The organism is Halomonas sp. FeN2 (assembly GCF_020595105.1).
In the GTDB taxonomy this organism is placed as follows: domain Bacteria; phylum Pseudomonadota; class Gammaproteobacteria; order Pseudomonadales; family Halomonadaceae; genus Vreelandella; species Vreelandella neptunia.
Window position 1 is genome coordinate 1,644,768 of the sequence record NZ_CP074200.1, and the last position, 17,641, is coordinate 1,662,408.

General features: G+C 56.2%; 18 protein-coding genes. 13 read left to right on the forward strand and 5 right to left on the reverse strand.

From position 1 onward, the window contains the following. Positions 1-143 precede the first annotated feature (143 nt). From KF947_RS07635 to KF947_RS07670, 8 genes are all read left to right on the forward strand, one after another. Entirely contained in the window at positions 144-1,562 is a 1,419-nt protein-coding gene (locus KF947_RS07635) for a sigma-54 interaction domain-containing protein (RefSeq protein WP_133733288.1), read from the forward strand. 113 nt (positions 1,563-1,675) lie between these two features. After that, on the forward strand, positions 1,676-2,806 hold the full coding sequence (locus KF947_RS07640) for an ABC transporter ATP-binding protein (protein WP_227405864.1): 1,131 nt from the start codon (positions 1,676-1,678) through the stop codon (positions 2,804-2,806). A gap of 29 nt (positions 2,807-2,835) precedes the next feature. Next, positions 2,836-4,116 carry an ABC transporter substrate-binding protein gene (locus tag KF947_RS07645; protein WP_227405865.1) on the forward strand — a complete coding sequence of 427 codons (1,281 nt, stop codon included), beginning with the start codon at positions 2,836-2,838 and terminating at the stop codon, positions 4,114-4,116. A 63-nt stretch (positions 4,117-4,179) separates the two neighbouring features. Next, positions 4,180-5,064, forward strand: a complete 885-nt coding sequence (locus tag KF947_RS07650; RefSeq protein ID WP_133733291.1) for a carbohydrate ABC transporter permease — start codon at positions 4,180-4,182, stop codon at positions 5,062-5,064. Further along, positions 5,061-5,903 carry a carbohydrate ABC transporter permease gene (locus KF947_RS07655; protein ID WP_227405866.1) on the forward strand — a complete coding sequence of 281 codons (843 nt, stop codon included), beginning with the start codon at positions 5,061-5,063 and terminating at the stop codon, positions 5,901-5,903. Before KF947_RS07650 ends, KF947_RS07655 begins: the two co-directional genes overlap by 4 nt. Positions 5,904-5,965: 62 nt before the next feature. After that, a complete protein-coding gene (gene recQ, locus KF947_RS07660; protein WP_227405867.1) occupies positions 5,966-7,792 on the forward strand; it encodes a DNA helicase RecQ in 1,827 nt (608 codons plus the stop codon). A gap of 166 nt (positions 7,793-7,958) precedes the next feature. Further along, complete coding sequence (locus tag KF947_RS07665) at positions 7,959-8,360, forward strand: MbcA/ParS/Xre antitoxin family protein (protein WP_133733294.1); 402 nt, start codon at positions 7,959-7,961, stop codon at positions 8,358-8,360. Further along, positions 8,357-9,037, forward strand: coding sequence for an RES family NAD+ phosphorylase (locus tag KF947_RS07670; RefSeq protein WP_227405868.1), 681 nt, complete (start codon positions 8,357-8,359; stop codon positions 9,035-9,037). The genes KF947_RS07665 and KF947_RS07670 overlap by 4 nt, the downstream gene beginning before the upstream one ends. Positions 9,038-9,040: 3 nt before the next feature. Here the strand turns inward: KF947_RS07670 and mtnA are convergent, their stop codons facing one another. Then, a complete protein-coding gene (gene mtnA / locus KF947_RS07675; RefSeq protein WP_227405869.1) occupies positions 9,041-10,066 on the reverse strand; it encodes an S-methyl-5-thioribose-1-phosphate isomerase in 1,026 nt (341 codons plus the stop codon). Between the two features lie 111 nt (positions 10,067-10,177). Here mtnA and mtnB point away from each other — a divergent pair, with 111 nt between their 5' ends. The 3 genes from mtnB to KF947_RS07690 are packed head-to-tail and all read left to right on the forward strand — an operon-like array spanning position 10,178 to position 12,026. Then, on the forward strand, positions 10,178-10,765 hold the full coding sequence (gene mtnB, locus KF947_RS07680; RefSeq protein WP_227405870.1) for a methylthioribulose 1-phosphate dehydratase: 588 nt from the start codon (positions 10,178-10,180) through the stop codon (positions 10,763-10,765). A 14-nt stretch (positions 10,766-10,779) separates the two neighbouring features. Beyond that, positions 10,780-11,466, forward strand: coding sequence for an acireductone synthase (mtnC, locus tag KF947_RS07685; protein WP_133733298.1), 687 nt, complete (start codon positions 10,780-10,782; stop codon positions 11,464-11,466). 11 nt (positions 11,467-11,477) lie between these two features. After that, positions 11,478-12,026, forward strand: coding sequence for a 1,2-dihydroxy-3-keto-5-methylthiopentene dioxygenase (locus tag KF947_RS07690; protein WP_133733299.1), 549 nt, complete (start codon positions 11,478-11,480; stop codon positions 12,024-12,026). Between the two features lie 80 nt (positions 12,027-12,106). On the opposite strand, the gene mtnK is transcribed toward KF947_RS07690, so the two are convergent. Then, entirely contained in the window at positions 12,107-13,369 is a 1,263-nt protein-coding gene (gene mtnK / locus KF947_RS07695) for an S-methyl-5-thioribose kinase (protein WP_133733300.1), read from the reverse strand. 52 nt (positions 13,370-13,421) lie between these two features. After that, a complete protein-coding gene (locus KF947_RS07700; RefSeq protein ID WP_227405871.1) occupies positions 13,422-14,669 on the reverse strand; it encodes a diguanylate cyclase in 1,248 nt (415 codons plus the stop codon). Between the two features lie 193 nt (positions 14,670-14,862). Between KF947_RS07700 and KF947_RS07705 the strand changes: the two genes are divergently transcribed. Then, positions 14,863-15,147, forward strand: a complete 285-nt coding sequence (locus tag KF947_RS07705; protein WP_227405872.1) for a YrhK family protein — start codon at positions 14,863-14,865, stop codon at positions 15,145-15,147. A 110-nt stretch (positions 15,148-15,257) separates the two neighbouring features. Here KF947_RS07705 and KF947_RS07710 read toward each other — a convergent pair whose 3' ends face one another. After that, positions 15,258-15,524 carry a DksA/TraR family C4-type zinc finger protein gene (locus KF947_RS07710; RefSeq protein WP_035580731.1) on the reverse strand — a complete coding sequence of 89 codons (267 nt, stop codon included), beginning with the start codon at positions 15,522-15,524 and terminating at the stop codon, positions 15,258-15,260. A 223-nt stretch (positions 15,525-15,747) separates the two neighbouring features. Next, complete coding sequence (locus tag KF947_RS07715; RefSeq protein ID WP_035538847.1) at positions 15,748-16,500, reverse strand: DeoR/GlpR family DNA-binding transcription regulator; 753 nt, start codon at positions 16,498-16,500, stop codon at positions 15,748-15,750. 134 nt (positions 16,501-16,634) lie between these two features. Between KF947_RS07715 and KF947_RS07720 the strand changes: the two genes are divergently transcribed. Further along, a complete protein-coding gene (locus KF947_RS07720; protein ID WP_227405873.1) occupies positions 16,635-17,639 on the forward strand; it encodes an ABC transporter substrate-binding protein in 1,005 nt (334 codons plus the stop codon). Positions 17,640-17,641 lie beyond the last annotated feature (2 nt).

Genomic DNA, 17,641 nt, shown 5'->3' on the forward strand with positions numbered 1-17,641 from the left:
GCACAGACCGTGCCAAGTCGAAGATGCCCATAAAGTGGTGGGATTAGCGACCAAACGATGCAAAAATGAATCAAATAGAAGCTTTTTCAATTCATTCTTGAATCAAAAATTCAAAAATGAATCACTCAGAGGAGGCGGCTGCGATGAGTGAAATAGACAGGCGCGTGCTGCGAACCATTGTGGAGACCGCAAACGACCACTTCTTTATTGTCAGTGGCGATGGGCAAATAGTGGACATCAGCCCAGGAGCCGAAGCGGTTTACGGAGTATCCAGAGAGGAGTTGCTCTCCAGCAGTGTGCAGCAACTGCAAGCGGCCGGGGTACTCAAACCCTCCATCACCATGGAAGTAATGCGCACCCGCCGGCCTGCGCAGCTTATGCAGGTCACCGGAACAGGCCGCCGGGTGATTGCCGAAGCCTACCCAGTGTTCGTCGACGGCAAGCTTGAGCGCATTATCAGCCGCTCGCGGGATTTAACCGACTTGCAGCTATTGCAGGACGAGTATGCGCTGCTGCAAAAACGCTTTAGCGAACACTTAAAGCGCAGTCAGGCAGCGCCAGACGCGGAAGAGCAGGCGCTGGATGACGCCCTGGACAATTTGCAGGTGCGCAGCAGCGTGATGCGTGAAATTGCGCTGCTGCTTAAACGGGTCGCCCCTTCGGATGCCAACGTGCTGATGCTGGGGGAATCAGGTGTGGGTAAAAGCGCCTTTGCCAAACAGCTACACCGCTGGAGCCAGCGCTGTGACGGCCCCTTTATTGACGTTAACTGCGCGGCGATTCCCGAGAATCTGTTTGAATCCGAGATGTTTGGCTACCAGCCCGGCGCTTTCAGCGGTGCCGCTCGCCAGGGCAAAGCCGGGCTGTTAGAGCAGGCCGAGGGCGGCACGCTGTTTTTGGATGAAATAGGCGAGCTGCCGCTGCTAATGCAAACCAAACTGCTCAAGGTGATCCAGGACGGTAGTTTGACCCGACTGGGTGACACCCGATCACGCAAGGTCAATTTCCGCTTGGTTGTGGCGACCAATCAGGATTTGGGCAAGCAAGTAGAGGCCGGACTTTTCCGTCTGGATCTTTACTACCGCCTCAATGTGATCCCCGTGACCCTGCCGCCGCTACGTGACCGGCGGGAGGATATCCCCGACCTGGTTGAAGCGTGTTTAAACCGGCTCAACCAGCGCTATGGGCGGCAAAAAATCCTTGATACCCGCGTTTGGTCGACCCTGATGGGCAGCGAATGGCCGGGGAATGTCCGTGAGCTGGAGAATTGGCTAGAAAGAGCCTGGCTTTCCAGCCCCACCGATCAAATCGAGGTGCCCGCCGCACTCCCTCACGCCGAGCAGCATCCGGCCAACTTGCCGAGCGCCTCGCCAGCAACGTCGGCAGTAGCACTCGAACCCCAGGAAACCCTCAAGCAATACCTAGCGCGGCTGGAGCGTGAAACCCTTGAGGAGCTGTGCAACACACTCCCCAGCACCTACGCCATTGCCGAACGACTGGGCATTAGCCAATCCAGCGTGGTGCGCAGGCTGCAGCGTTATGGCATTAAGGTCGCCAGGTGATTCTCTGCTTGACACAACTGCTGTCATCAACCATCCATGTAAGTGTCATGAAACGGCAACACCTTCAACACAAGCTGAACCAATAACAACCAACAGCCGGTGATGTGTGTGCTATGTCAAACCAATCGCGAATACGCTTAGAGGGCGTCACTAAACGTTGGGGCGCCTCTGCGGCTGTGGATGGTATTTCGTTTGATGTTACCCCAGGGCAGTTTGTCATTCTGCTCGGCCCTTCAGGCTGCGGTAAATCCACCACGCTACGCATGATTGCAGGCTTGGAAGAAGCCAGCGACGGCCAAATTCATATTGGCGAACGCGACGTCACGCGCCTGCCGCCCGGCGACCGTGGGCTAAGCATGGTATTCCAGTCCTATGCGCTGTTTCCGCATTTGAGTGCGGCTGACAATATCGTGTTTGGCCTGCGCAGCCGCAAAGTCCCCAAAGCCGAGCAGCGCCAGCGACTGGCCAAGGTCGCCGAACTGGTCGATTTAACCGATTACCTAAACCGCAAACCTGCCCAGCTTTCCGGCGGCCAACGCCAGCGGGTGGCTTTGGCGCGCTCGGTGATCTCCGAACACCCGATCTGCTTGATGGACGAGCCACTCTCCAACCTGGACGCCCGGCTGCGCAGCGATATGCGCCGGGAAATCAAAGCACTACAAAGCCGCCTGAACATGACGGTGATTTACGTCACCCACGACCAGGTGGAAGCCATGAGCATGGGTGATCGTGTGATTCTGATGCAGCATGGCAAAATCGTTCAGGACGGCACCCCAGACGAGCTCTACAACCGCCCCGCTAGCGCTTTTGCCGCCAGCTTTATTGGCAGCCCCGCCATGAATCTGCTGCCATTAGTGGCCGGTGAGAATGGCGCCGTTATCGAAGGTGAACCCAGTACCCCCGTAGCCCCCTTGGAGGCCGCTGGTTGTCACTTGGGCATCCGCCCGGAAGATGTTGAGCTGCGAATTGCACCCGGTTCCGGCGTGCCCGCTAACGTATTAAGTGAAGAGTACTTGGGAGCGGACACTATTGCGTATGTCGCGGTGGGTTCGCACACCCTACGCGTGCGGCTTAGCGGCAAGCAGACACTAACAGGCCAGCCATGCAGCCTCTATTGGACGTCAGAGAATACACACCTTTTCGATGCCGAAGGCCTGCGGCGGGATGACCTGACGCCGACCCCATTACCCAGCTCATCTCGAAGCATTCCTCGTCCACCGGCGGTGGGCTCTTTCCAACACTGACAGCAGTATTGACACTTGCGGAGTCTCTTATGCGTTTGCGTACCCCTTTTGCAATGACCGCCCTGGCAGCGGGCTTGTTAAGCGCCGCCCAGGTAAACGCGGATAGCGTCGATCTGACCATGTACTACCCGGTCGCGGTGGGCGGTGCACTCACCGACGTGGTTGATAACCTGGTGGAAGAGTTTGAGAGCGAATACCCCGATATCAATGTGGAAGCGATCTACGCCGGTAACTACGACGACACCCGCGTGCGCGCCATGTCGGCGATGGAAGCGGGTGATACGCCCCAACTATCGGTCATGTTCTCCATCGACCTGTACGAGCTGATTGAGCAGAACGCCATCGTCGCCTTTGACGACCTGGTCGAAACCGATGAAGAGCGCGAATGGCTCGATGGCTTCTACCCAGGGCTGATGGAAAATGGCCAGCTGGATGGCAAAACCTACGGCATCCCCTTCCAGCGCTCCACCATCGTACTGTTCTGGAACAAGGACGCCTTTGAAGCCGCTGGCCTAGACCCCGAAACACCCCCGGAAAACTGGGAAGAGATGGCCGAGATGGCGTCGACCGTGCGCGAAGCCTCCAATGGCGAGCAGTGGGGCGTGATGGTGCCGTCGACTGGCTACCCCTACTGGATGTTCCAGGCCTTCGCCTTTCAGAACGGCCACCGGCTAATGAGTGAAGATGGCACCGAGGTCTACTTCGACGACCCCGCAGCGGTTGAAGCGCTGGAGTACTGGGTGTCGCTGGCCACCGAGCACAATGCCATGCCCGACGGCACCATCGAGTGGGGCACCCTGCGCCAGAACTTCCTTGAAGAGTCCACGGCGATGATGTGGCACACCACGGGCAACCTGACCGCCGTACGCAGCGAAGCCAATTTTGATTTTGGCGTCGCCATGCTGCCGATGAAAACCCAGCGCGGCAGCCCCACCGGCGGCGGCAACTTCTACATTTTTGAAGATGCGACGGAAGAAGAGCAGCGCGCAGCGATGACCTTTATTCGCTGGATGACCGCTCCCGAGCGTGCCGCTGCCTGGTCGATTGAGACCGGCTATATGGGCGTTAGCCCCGCCGCTTATGAGACCGACGCGCTGCAAAGCTACGTGGAAGAGTTCGCGCCAGCAGCGGTCGCCCGCGACCAGCTTGAACACGGCACGGCAGAGCTTTCTACCTACCAGGGTGGCCGCATTCGCCGCGCCTTGGATAACGCCGTACAGGCGGCACTCACCGGACAAATGACACCGCAAGAAGCGCTTAGTCAGGCGCAGCAAGAGGCCGACAGCGTGTTGCGCCGCTACGCCCGCTAATCGTTAGGCATTTCACTGTTTGCCGGGGCATGCCCCGGCTTTTCCAACGTGCGGTACGTCTCTATGTCATTCACCAACCACCGCAAAATGCAGCTCTACGGCGCGCTTCTGCTGCTGCCCGCTGCGCTACTGCTGACGACGTTTGCTTATTTACCAACCGTGACAACGGTCATTAACAGCCTGTTTTTACCCGGCTTTCGCGATGCACCCACTGAATTCGTAGGCCTTGAAAATTATCAGGTGTTGTTCGATGACCCGACGTTTTGGAAAGTAGCGCGTAACAACTTAATTTACGCCGTCGGTACGATTCCTACGTCTATCGCGCTGGCCTTGGGTATGGCGCTGTTCGTCAATGGCAAGCTTCGCGGGCGGGGCTTTGTGCGCATGGCCTACTTTACGCCGACGATTCTACCCATGATCGCCGCGGCCAATATCTGGATGTTTTTCTACGCGCCGCAGATTGGCCTGTTCAATAGCTTGCTCGGTGCACTGGGGTTTTCAGGGGTGAACTGGCTCGGCGATCCAAGCGTTGCGTTAAGCTCGGTGATCGTGATGTCGGTGTGGAAAGAAGCCGGTTTTTTTATGATCTTCTACCTGGCGGCGCTACAGAGTGTGCCACCCGAGCTAAAAGAGGCAGCTGACTTAGAAGGCACTAGCCGCTGGAGCTTCTTCTGGCGGGTCACATTTCCGCTACTCATGCCCACCACGCTGTTTGTGCTGATCAATGCCCTGATTAACTCGGTGCGGGTCGTGGATCACCTATTTATCTTGACCAAGGGCGGGCCCAATAACGCCACCAACCTGCTGCTCTACTACGTTTACGAGAATGCGTTCTCGTTCTTTGACCGCACCACGGCAGCCACCATTACGGTGGTTATTCTGCTGGTGCTTGCGGTAGTGGCCACGCTTAAGTTCACGATTTTAGATCGCAGGACGCACTATCAATGAATACAACCACTACCTATGCGCCCCGCTCCCTTTTCTTCTCAATTCCAGCGCTGGAAACCGTGGCCGCGTGGCTACTGGCGATTATTTGGATTTTTCCGCTGCTGTATGCCTTTTGGGCCGCCTTCCACCCCAGCGAATTTATGGTGAACTTTGAGCTCTTCGCCCCGCTGACACTGGAGAACTTCACTAACGCCTGGTCTCAAGCGCCCTTTGCCCGCTACTACCTGAACACCTTTGCGCTGGTGACAGGCGTGGTGATCGGACAATTTATCGTGTGTACCCTGGCAGCGTTTGCCTTTGCGCGCTTTCCGATTCCCGGCAAAAACGTTCTGTTTATGCTGGTGCTGATTCAGCTCTTTGTGTTCCCCGAAGTGCTGATTGTCGAGAACTACCGCATCGCCAGTGAGCTGGGGCTGATCAACACCATCACCGGGATTGGCTTACCTTATGTGGCTAGCGCCCTGGGTATCTTTCTGCTCCGCCAAACCTTTAAAACCATCCCTCGTGAGCTGGAAGACGCCGCCCGCATCGAAGGCTGCAACTGGCTGGAAATTTTGTGGAAGGTGTACGTACCGCTCGCCAAGCCCACCTATTTGGCTTATGGCCTAGTCTCGATCAGCCACCACTGGAACAACTTTATCTGGCCGCTAGTGGTCACCAACTCGGTAGAGAGCCGCCCGCTCACGGTGGGGTTAGGTGTCTTTTCTGCGCCGGAAACCGGCGTCAATTGGGCGACTGTGAGCGCCGCAACGTTGCTCAGTATCGCGCCCCTGCTAGTAGCTTTCCTGCTATTCCAACGTCAGTTCGTGCAGTCGTTTTTACGGGCGGGGATTCGCTAGGCAAAATCCTTTGAGCTTTCGTGCGACAATTCTCCCTCAAGCACGCGATAAGGAGAGCATCGATGCACGGCGACCCTCACCCGGCAGCCCTCAAGGTACTGCAGGAGGTATTTGGCTACGACAGCTTTCGCGGCCCGCAGCAGGCCGTCATCGAACATGTAATGGCCGGTGGCGATGCGCTGGTATTGATGCCCACCGGCGGCGGCAAGTCGCTGTGCTATCAGATCCCTGCACTGCTGCGCGAAGGCACCGCCATTGTGGTCTCGCCGCTGATCGCACTGATGCAGGATCAGGTCGCGGCGCTTAAGCAGAACGGGGTCAGGGCGGACTACCTTAACTCCAGCCTCGATTACCATGAGGCGGTCGAAGTAGAGAATCGCCTACGGGCTGGGGAGCTGGATCTTTTATATGTCGCGCCCGAGCGGCTGGCTACGCCGCGTATGCAGATGCTGCTGGAGCAGACCCGGATTGCGCTGTTCGCTATTGATGAAGCCCACTGCGTCTCCCAGTGGGGCCACGATTTTCGCCCCGAGTATCGCCAGCTTTCCCAGCTTCACCAGCGCTTTCCCCAGGTACCGCGCATAGCCCTGACCGCCACCGCCGATGTGCCCACCCGGGGCGATATCATGGAGCATCTGCAGCTACAGGAGGCAGCGCTTTACAACAGCGGCTTTGACCGGCCCAACATTCGCTACCATATCGCTGAGAATCAGGGTAACGCCAAGGAACAGCTGCTGCGCTTTATTCGCGAGCACCACGACGGCGAGGCGGGTATCGTCTACTGCCTTTCCCGGCGCAAAGTGGAGGAGACCGCCGCCTGGCTGGAGCGCCAGGGGCTGACGGCACTGCCCTACCACGCGGGGCTTCCCCCGGAGCAGCGCCAGCACCACCAGACCCGCTTTCTACGTGAAGATGGCGTGGTCGTCGTGGCCACCATCGCCTTTGGCATGGGCATCGACAAGCCGGACGTGCGTTTTGTGGCCCACCTTAACCTGCCCAAGAGCATCGAAGCCTACTACCAGGAGACCGGCCGCGCCGGGCGTGACGGCCTGCCCGCCGATGCCTGGATGGCCTATGGACTTCAGGATGTGATCACGCTGCGCCAGATGCAGCAGGACTCCAGCGCCGCCGACCATCAAAAGCGCATCGAACAGCAGAAGCTCGACGCCATGCTGGGGCTGTGTGAAATCATCAGCTGCCGTCGCCAGGCGCTGTTGCACTATTTTGGCGATCACCTGGACGCCCCCTGCGGCAACTGCGATAACTGCCTCACCCCACCCGAGACCTGGGAGGCCACCGTGGCGGCGCAAAAGGCGCTCTCCTGTGTCTACCGCACCGAGCAGCGTTTCGGCGTGACCTATCTCGTGGACGTGCTGCTAGGCAAAAGCAACGAGCGCATCACCCGCTTTGGTCACGACCGCCTCAGCACCTTCGGCATTGGTAAAGACCTCGCGGCCAGCGAATGGAAAGCGCTCTTTCGCCAGCTGATTGCCAGCGGCTTTTTAAGCGTGGATATGGAGGGGCACGGCGGCATTAAGCTCACTGCCAATGCCAAGCCGGTGCTACGCGGCGAGCAGCCCCTAACCCTGCGCAAACCAAGCAAAGCCAAAGCAACTCGACGGGGAAGCAAAAGCGCTTCTGCGCCCCAGGGCCACGGCCCGCTATGGGAAGCCCTGCGCCAGCACCGCCGGGAACTGGCTGAAGCCCAGGGCGTACCTGCCTATGTGATTTTCCACGACGCCACCCTGGCCGAGATGGTCGAGCAGAACCCCCAGAGCTTAGCGGCTCTGGGCGCGATCTCCGGCATCGGCGCGCGCAAATTGGCGGATTACGGCGAGGGCTTTCTGGACGTCATTCTGGCGCATCAGGACAGCGAGCAAAACAGCTAAACCAGCGTGCCCACAGGCGGTATCGCCATTTAGTTCGGCGTCCTGCTTTTCCAGCACTAGCTCGTGCAGTCTTTGTTAAGGGTGGGAATTAGATAAGCTCAAATGGTCGATATTTTCAAAACTCGCTCACTTGGCGTAATGTATAGATAAGTGAGGAGGAAAATATATGGCTATTCAGCACAAAACAGCCGACAAGCGCCGCGAAATGGGGGCCGCTGCGATGCGTACCTACCCCAATATTTCACACGCATGGGGGTTGAAAGAGAGCGAAGCCGCTCTGCTGCTAGGGGTGCCTGATTCCACCTATCGGCGTTGGAAGCAGGCACCAGAGAATGCCCGACTGGATGCTAATCATCTAGAGCGGATGTCGTTGATTCTCGGCATCTACAAAGCACTGCATATACTGTTGCCCAATAAAGAGGCGGCTAACAGCTGGTTGCAGCGAGCCAACCGTAACCCTCTTTTTGCTGGCCACACACCAATGGAGCGTCTGTTGAATGGACAAGTCTCCGACCTCTACGTTGTTCGCCAACATTTAGATGCCGCGCGTGGTGGGGGTCATGCATGACATTCCCGCTGAGCAACGTTACGTGGCGACCCAGCTACCGGGTTATTCCCTCGCGATTTCCTCCCATTGATTTATTCGAAGGCGTCAACAGCAACGCTGATGACCGGGACTTACTCAATGAGCTGGAGGGTGAAACCTCCGCAAGGCTGCGTGAGGAAGCGGGAGCTATTCACTTGGTTCGTGATGATGACCGTCGCTACGGCCCCGGCTGGACGCCCGTCATGGCGGCCTTCTGCCACTTCCCTGTGACCGGTTCGCGTTTTAGCGATGGCACCTTTGGCGCCTACTACTGCGCACTCACCGAAGCCACCGCCATTGCCGAAACCGTTTACCATGCAGAACGCTTTATGGGCGAGTCGAACCAGCCACCTTTGATGCTTCAGCAGCGTGTTTACCTGTCGGATTTAACGGGCCAACTGATTGATTTACGTCGGCAGGATGCGGCCCAAACGCTTCTTAGACCGGATAGCTGGGCAGCCGGACAAACCTTGGGTAAAAAAGCCTGGGAGGAACAAACCGACGGCATCGTTTACCCTAGCGTTCGAGACCCTGAAGGCGAGTGTGCCGCGGTGCTTCGTCCCCCCGTGCTCTCCGCCACACGGCAAGGGCGGCATCTTGGCTACGACTGGGATGGTCAGCACATCCGCCATGTCTATGAGCTAACGCTATTGGGTTAGCGATTAACTTTCGCCCCGCCCCAGGCAGTGTTCGCCGCGTGCGATCGCGGCGGCATCAAATACGCCGGTGTCCAATACCCAAGCCGTCACGAGCTTGGCGGGAGTGACGTCAAAGGCGGGGTTCCATACCGGGGCGTTGTCGGGTGCCCAAGTCACCTCACCAAAGGCACCAGCGACGCCGCGGATCTCGGCGGGATCACGCTGCTCGATAGGAATCTCGGCACCCGTGGCACAAGCGGGATCAACAGTAGTGTAGGGAGCCACCACATAGAACGGCACCTGGTGGTAGTGAGCGATCACCGCCAGCATGTAAGTACCCACTTTGTTGGCGAAGTCGCCGTTGGCGCAGATACGGTCGGCCCCCACCATCACTTTGTCGACTTTCCCTGCGGCCATTAGGCTTGCAGCCATGCTGTCGGTAATTAGCTGGTAGGGAATGCCCAGGTCGGCCATTTCCCAGGCGGTTAAACGGCCGCCTTGCAACAGCGGGCGGGTTTCATCTACAAACACATGCAGCTCTATACCGCGCTGTTTGGCCACTGCCAACGCACCAATGGCCGTACCCACCCCTGCGGTGGCCAGTGCGCCAGTATTGCAGTGGGTGAGCACGCGGTCGCCCGAGTGTAATAAGTCAGCGCCCCGCTCGGCCATGCGTTGACATAGCGAGCGGTCTTCTGCAAACAGTTCAGCGGCACTTTTGGCCAGGGCGTTGACGCCTTGCTCAAAGCAGGCTTCCATGGCATCCAGGCAGTACATTAAGTTAACTGCCGTGGGACGCGTGGCGCGTAAGCGATCGCTCACCAACTGCCAATCACTTTGTGGGTGGCGAGCGGCGTATTGGGCCAGCACGAAAGCGGCGCTCAAACCAATCAGCGGCGCACCGCGAATCGCTAAGCTTTTTACCGCTACCTGCCACTCTTCTGGCGAGTCACAACGCACCCACTGCTCCGCCTGAGGCAGTTGGGTTTGATCCAAATACTCAAGGTGGTCGGCATAGATCCGCAAACTGCGTGATTGAAGATGAGGCATTGATGGGCTCCTTGAGCACTTGAACTTGACTAGCAGAACAACAGCGCGGCTTATCAGGCGCGAAGCTTATCATATAGAATGGCTGCCACTAGAAGAGGCGACGCAGATCCTATGATGACGCTACAAACTGAACTGCTGGACGCCATTTCATGGGCGGCGCAGCAAGGCTGGACACCCGCCACTGGCGGTAACTTTTCCGCCCGTACCGAGGCGGGCTATCTTGTCACCGCTTCTGGCCGGGATAAAACCCGCATTAAGGCCGATGACCTCTTGCTCTGCAACCTGGATGGCAAGGTGCTATCCGGCGATGGGAAACCTAGCGCGGAAAGCGATCTGCATGCCGCCCTCTATCGTTTGGACAGCACCATTAACTGCGTGTTGCACACCCACACGATAGCCAGCACGGTGCTCTCGCGTCGCTTCCCAGAGGGTATTGAGCTAAGCGGCTTTGAAATGCAAAAAGCCTTAGCGGGTAACGTGACCCACGAGGCTAGCATCCGGTTACCGGTGGTACCCAACTCCCAGGATATGCAAGAACTGGCCAAGCACGTACGCAGCGGCTGGCCGATGCCCTGGGGCTTTTTGGTCGCGGGGCATGGCATATATGCCGTGGGCGATAGCATTGCCAGCTGTCGCCGCCACCTGGAAGCGATTGAGTTTTTACTTGCCTGTGTTCTTGAAGAGAGTCGCTGGTCTTAAATGAGTAGCCTTAAATGAGTAATTCAACTGTTCACGCTATTGTGACCGATATTGAAGGCACCACCACGGACATTAACTTCGTTCATAAGGTGCTATTTCCCTACGCCCACGCCAAACTACCAGACTTTCTTCGCGCGAATTCAGACACACCTGCGGTTGTCGAGCAGATCGACGCCGTGCGCAGTGAAATGGGTGCCCCTGATGCCACGCTGGAAGCAGTCATTGCGCAGTTACTACATTGGATCGAGACTGACCAAAAAGTAACTCCGCTGAAAGCACTGCAAGGTATGGTGTGGGCCGATGGCTACCAGCGCGGCGACTTTAAAGGCCATCTCTATAGCGATGTAGCCCCTACCCTGCGTCAGTGGAAGGACTTGGGCAAGGCGCTGTACGTCTATTCATCTGGTTCTGTTCAGGCGCAGAAGCTGCTGTTTGGCTATAGCGATGCGGGCGACCTAACCCCCCTATTTAGCGGCTACTTTGATACCCATATTGGCCATAAGCGTGAGGCTACTGCCTATCAGCGTATTGTCGCCGAGCTTGACCTGCCACCGGCAGCGGTGCTGTTCTTGTCGGACGTGATCGAAGAATTGGACGCCGCCAAACAGGCAGGCATGCAAACCCTGCAGTTGGTGCGCGAAGGCACCCAGCCTGGCAACACCCATGCTTGCGTTACTCGCTTTGATGAAATTGCGCTTTAGGAGAACCGACGATGTCGCAACTGAAAGTATTTGCTGATCAGAACCCTAACAATGCCCTGATCGACACCACCGACGGCGAGCAGATTACTACTGAGCTAAACAAAGTGGGCGTGCTGTTCGAGCGCTGGGCAGCGCCGGGCGAAATTGCCGACGACGCCACCCAGGAAGATATTTTGGCGCTTTATCAAGACGATATCGACCGCGTCAAAGCCATGGGCGGCTATCAAACTGTCGATGTGTTGCATATGGTGCCAACGCACCCAGACAAAGACGCCATGCGCCAAAAGTTCTTGAACGAACATCGCCACCATGAAGATGAAGTACGTTTCTTCGTCAAAGGACAAGGGCTATTTTGTCTGCACATTGATGACAAGGTGTATCAGGTACTGTGTACCCGCAATGACCTGATCAGCGTACCCGCCAACACACCCCACTGGTTCGATATGGGCCCAGCGCCAGAATTCACCGCGCTACGCTTCTTCGATAATGTGGAAGGCTGGGTACCCCACTGGACTGAAAGCGATATCGCCGGGAAATTTGATCGCCTGGATCAGTTGTAAGCTGCCGGTAACCATCATCTATAATGGATGCAGCTTTAGCTCGCGAACCGCTAAAGCTGCTATTGGACAATCAGCCCTTGCTACAACACTTCTTGCTGGTTATATGCCCTGGCTAAATCCGCCAGCGCGGTAAGGTCACTATAGGCTTCCGGCTCCATAATCAGCGTTTGACCCATCAGCACATTGCGCGCTTCAAGCTTGGCGCGCAGCGCGGTGTCTTCTATCTCTTCAAAGTCCGCGTTGTGGGCCAGTGATAAAACACGGCGGTGCATTTCGATGCCGCAGTAGGCCAGCGCATCCAGGCGGATCTCTTCAAGCAGCGCATCACAAGCGTCATCGGCGCTATTGCCCTGCTCTTCAAACAGCGACTTGGGAAAAAGAATGCCCGTCCGCTCGGTTTGCCAAAGGTGACGGAACTCGGCATTAAAGTGGTTAAAGCACGCCTCAATCACTTCAAGAATCCACGCCTGATACTCATCAAGCTCGCTCTCTTGACGGTGAGCGGGCTGGCTGAAATAGGCCATTAGGAAGTTGGCTACCGCCATGCCCAGGTCAAAGGCCATCGGCCCGTACTGGGAAAACTCGGGGTCGATCACGCGCACTTCAGTATCCGTGGCCATGATCGAGCCGGAGTGCAGGTCACCATGAAGCATGGTTTCAGTGTTGGCGGTGAACTTCATCAACAGCCGCTGCACTTTGGCTTTTAACCGCGCATTGCGGCGCAGTTCGTCCACCACCGGCGAAAGCTCCGGCGTGTGGTGATTCATTTCGGCGCCGTAATAGGGGTCGGTAAATACCAGCGATTCGGTAATAGCGGGAATCGCCACATTGCCGGAAAACAGCCCTACATCCGCCTTTTTCTCAGGGCTGCTCAGCGAAAGCTCCGAGCCACGAAACGCCGTGCGGGCGCAGAATTGGCCAATGGTTTCGCCAAGCTGGTCAACGCGCTCACCGTCGATCAGCTTACGGCGCAAGATTCTGTGCGGGTGGAGATACTCCATCACTATCAGCGCCTGGGGCTTGTCGAAGTAGTAGACTTCAGGGGCAATCCCCGGCGCGCGCTTGGCCTGGCGCACCAAGGCGTAGTACTCAAAGTGGGCGCGATAGATAGGTAGCGGCCAGCTCTCGCCGACCATACGTACATAGGGAAGCGCCTGCTTAACCACTACACTGCCCACGTCACCGGAGACAATAAACACAAGGTTGAGGTTGCCGTCACCCACCTCGCGAATGCCCCAGCTAGCGGGTTCTCCGCCCACTCGACTAGCCACCGCGTCAACACCACCAAGCCGCTGAGATAGGGTGTCGACACTGAGCGCGCGGTAATCTTGATCAATCTCCAAAGGTCATTCCTCACAGAACGTTTAAATGTATTATTGGCCACACTGCCCGCAACTACCGTGCTGATACCCCTAAACCACCAACAGCGTCATCGGCGGAGGGTAAATCAACCACACTGGCCTTCCTGATACGGTTACGGCCCTGCCGTTTAGCTTCATAAAGCGCTTCATCTGCTTTTAACAACAAGTCGGTGGGCGTAAGGCCTACTGCGGGGCGTAGCAACGCAATACCAATACTGATGGTAACAACGCTATGTGCCGAGCTACCGTGATTAGGAATCCCTAAGGCCTCCACGCTGCATCTTATTCGCTCTGCCGCGGGTATTGCCGTTTCTGGTGTTGCATTGGTCATCAGCACTAAAAACTCTTCACCGCCAAAGCGTACGACTAAATCGGAGTCACGGCTATTGGCCTGCATGGCCTTTGCCACTTGCTGCAAACAGACATCACCTTGGGGGTGTCCATAGTAATCGTTGTAAGCTTTGAAATGATCGATATCAATAACCATCAGCCCTAAACAGAGACCTTTATCGGCGGCCTCCTGCCAGCGCACAGGGAAGACCGCATCGAACTGGCGTCGATTGGCAAGGTTCGTTAAGGAATCGGTGACCGACATCTGGGTCAACTTTTGATTGTCTTGGAAGTAATAGCCCGCCCGGAGCTTTTCTTTCAACACATGCAGGTAAGAGGTTCGCTCGCTTCGCTCGAAGCGATAGTTAGCCATTAAGGTGAACAGCGCCTGAGCGATGATAGTAAAGATAGCTAGCCGCTTCACTTCTGGCGGCATTGGTTCGTAGTGCAAAACAAAACCTAATATTATAAATATACTAATGGCGGATGACACACAGGCATAGCTAAACCGCAATGAGTAAACGATATTACCTACCAGAAGGATAAGACCGAAAGAGAAAACGTCCAAATACGAGTAGGCAACACTGGAGCTCACAAATATTAAGCAGGAGACAACCGTAGCAACGATTACAGTGCTTGCCATTAAGGTCTCACGAAGGGGCGGGGGCACGCCTCGGTAGACCCACCATAGAATGGGCAAGCCAATAGGCAGCATCACCCCAATGCGTAATATCAGGGCTGTGGTAAAAGAGTCGGGACGAAAGCTGTAGTCATTGATCAAAAACACGCAGTAGATGACCGCCGATATCAAACCTGCCACGACCAAGCTACGGCTTCGTTTGCGCTGGGTATCAGCTTCAAAACGCGCCTCCAATTCATCGCTAAAGCGTAACCGCCAAGCCCTCCTTTCCAACTCGTCTTCCACCGCTGTCAGCAACGTGTCATTGAACATTGTCGCCCTCAATGCTTCATCCGATTACCTACGGCTTTCATGCATCATTAATAAACACCAGAAGCCAACCGTTACCTTTGAGTACAAAGATAGTGTGCCACAATAGCGTTTAGTTAAAATGAATGTTGATACAAACGTTAAACGAAACTCATCCCAATTTTCATTAATTGAGCATTCAACCAGGAGGCTAATGATGCAGCGTCAGCAGGATCCAATGACCAACGACTGGACTTTCATCATTGGGCATCGCGAGCTCGTTGTGCACCAGCGCTATGAAGTGCTTAGCATGATCAATGACTTTATGCTGGGTATTTGGTTTACGATCGGCAGTGTCTGCTTTTTTTACCAGGGTGCGATTCAAACTGTCGGCGTGTGGCTGTTTGTGATAGGCAGCATCCAACTGCTGATTCGTCCAGCGATTCGTCTTCACCGCTATGTCTATTTTAAGCAGTTACCGGACACCGACCAGGACGCTTAGACGTACGAGGCTTAGCATTGGCGGCTTCAGCTAATGTTTAAAGTAGGCATTACTTTTTCAGTAATGCCTGTATTAATGAGGCGCATTAAATCCGTGAAATACAAGCCCGTTCATCTTAGCTGGCTATCTTTACTGCCACGACGGTTATAGCCACTAAAGGCCGACTGTTTTTTATCTAACTCACCCTGACACACCACGCACAGCCGAACGCCCGGAATCGCCTTACGGCGCGGTTCCGGAATGGGGTCGCCACACTCCTCACAAGTCTCAAGACTTTCTCCCCGAGGTAGTTGGCTACGGGCACGCTGCACCGCATCTTCCAGTGTGCTTTCCATCTGCTCTTGTTCGGCGCCATCTTTTGCCCATCCACCTGCCATGGTGTCCTCCCTCCTTTTTTTCAAAAACAACTGTGCAAAATCTGTCTTTAAGCATAGCAGTAAGCTGGGCGACTCACCGTTAGGGAACCTCTAATTAACGTGATGGGCGCAGGCGAGACAAGGCAAAAATCAACGAAAAAGCGGAGTTTACGGGTTGTAAATGAGCATTTTGAGGCGATTTTTAACGCCGTATGGGCAAGCGCAATAGTTAATCAGAGGTTTCTTAGCCTAAAAACCGAACGCCTTGAGCAGCCAATGGGCTGCGAAGCTTGTCTGGCAGCGGCACATCGGTCACTACGGCATCATAATCACCCAGCTGACCCGCGGCGCAGCGTAGTGGCAGGTCGAACTTGGTTTTATCCAGCACTAACACGCGATAACCGGCATGGGCCAACAGCGCCTCACGGGCCATCACTTCGTCGTCGTTATAGTCATAAAGCTGGCCATGGCTATCCATTCCCCCCACCGAGACAATCCCCACATCGGCACGGTAGCGTTGAAAAAAGCGCCAGGCATCGCCGCCAATCACATCCTGATCGCGCCGACGCACTCGCCCACCGGCCACCACTAGCTCGCACTTCAACTGGCACAGCTTAATCAGCGCATGCAGGTTATTGGTCATGATATGCAGACCTTGCTTATCACTCAGCGCATCGGCCAACTGCTCAACCGTGGTGCCCGTGCCTAAGAACAGTGCTTGATGATCCTGTACCAAGCTCGCTGCCCGGGCCGCGATCTGCCGTTTACCCGCCACGTTCACAATCTGACGCTGGTCGTAGCCGATATTTTCCTGCTCGGGAAACGGCAGCACCTCCCCTTGGCGACGCAACACCAGGCCCTTATCAGCCAGGTGGCGAATATCTCCACGCAGAGTTTGCACAGAAACCCCAAACTCGCCTGCCAGGCTGTCTACCGATTGGCGCCCCTGTGAGTGGATTCGCTGCAACAGCTGTTGTCGACGTTCGAACTGGCGCATAGCCCCTCTCAGCACAACGAAAGCAAAAAGTGCGGTAAACGAAAGCCATAAAATGTTGAACGAAAGCATAGTGTCACTTTGTTGTAAGCAGATGACAGTAGCTTAGGTGGGGTTCACTCACTGGAGGTTTACCCATGTTGAAGCGCCCCCTGTTATCTATTCCGACATCTGCCCTTACTGCTGCTGTTGCGGTAGCCAGCTTTTCCCTTTCGGCTCAGGTAGCGGCGAACGAAACGCTAACGCTCTACACCAGCCAGCCCAATAGCGACGCCCAACAGACCGTTGACGCCTTTGAAGCGGCCTATCCCGACATTGAAGTGGAGTGGGTACGCGACGGTACGACGCGCTTGATGACACGGCTGCGCTCGGAGCTTTCAGCCGGGGTGAGCAACCCTGACGTACTGCTGATTGCCGACAGCATGACCATGGAATCACTCAAGCAAGAAGGCCATTTACAGCCTTACCTAAGCGATGAGCGCCAGGCCTATGACGCCGACCTGTATGACCCAGAAGGCTACTACTACGGCACCAAGCTGATCACCACCGGAATTGTCTATAACACCGGCGCCGAGCATCAGCCGCAAAGTTGGCAAGACCTACTGGGGCCTGACTACGAAGGATTGGTCACTATGCCCAGCCCACTCTACTCCGGCGCTGCGCTGATCCATATGGCGGCGATCACTGCCAACCCTGACCTTGGCATGGCGTATTACGAAGCGCTTCATGAAAACCGCACCGAAGCCCAGGGTGGGAACGGCGGCGTATTTAACGCCGTGGCCGCGGGCACCAAGCCCTACGGCATCGTGGTGGATTTCCTGCCAATTCGTGAAGCTGCCAAAGGCTCGCCGGTCGAATTCGTGTTCCCGGAAGAGGGCGTGAGCGCGGTGACCGAGCCGGTCGCTATTATGCAGGGTGCAGAGAATGTCGATGCCGCGCAAAAGTTTGTTGATTTCGTGCTCTCCCAGCAGGGCCAGGAACTGGTCAGCCAGCAGGGCTACCTGCCTGCCCACAACGACGTGCCCCCACCTGAAGGCTTCCCCGAGCGCGATAGCATTACCCTGATGCCGGTTGATACCGAGCAAGCATTGGCGCAGGAAGAAGAACTTAAACAGCGTTTTAGCGACCTCTTCGGCGGGTAATC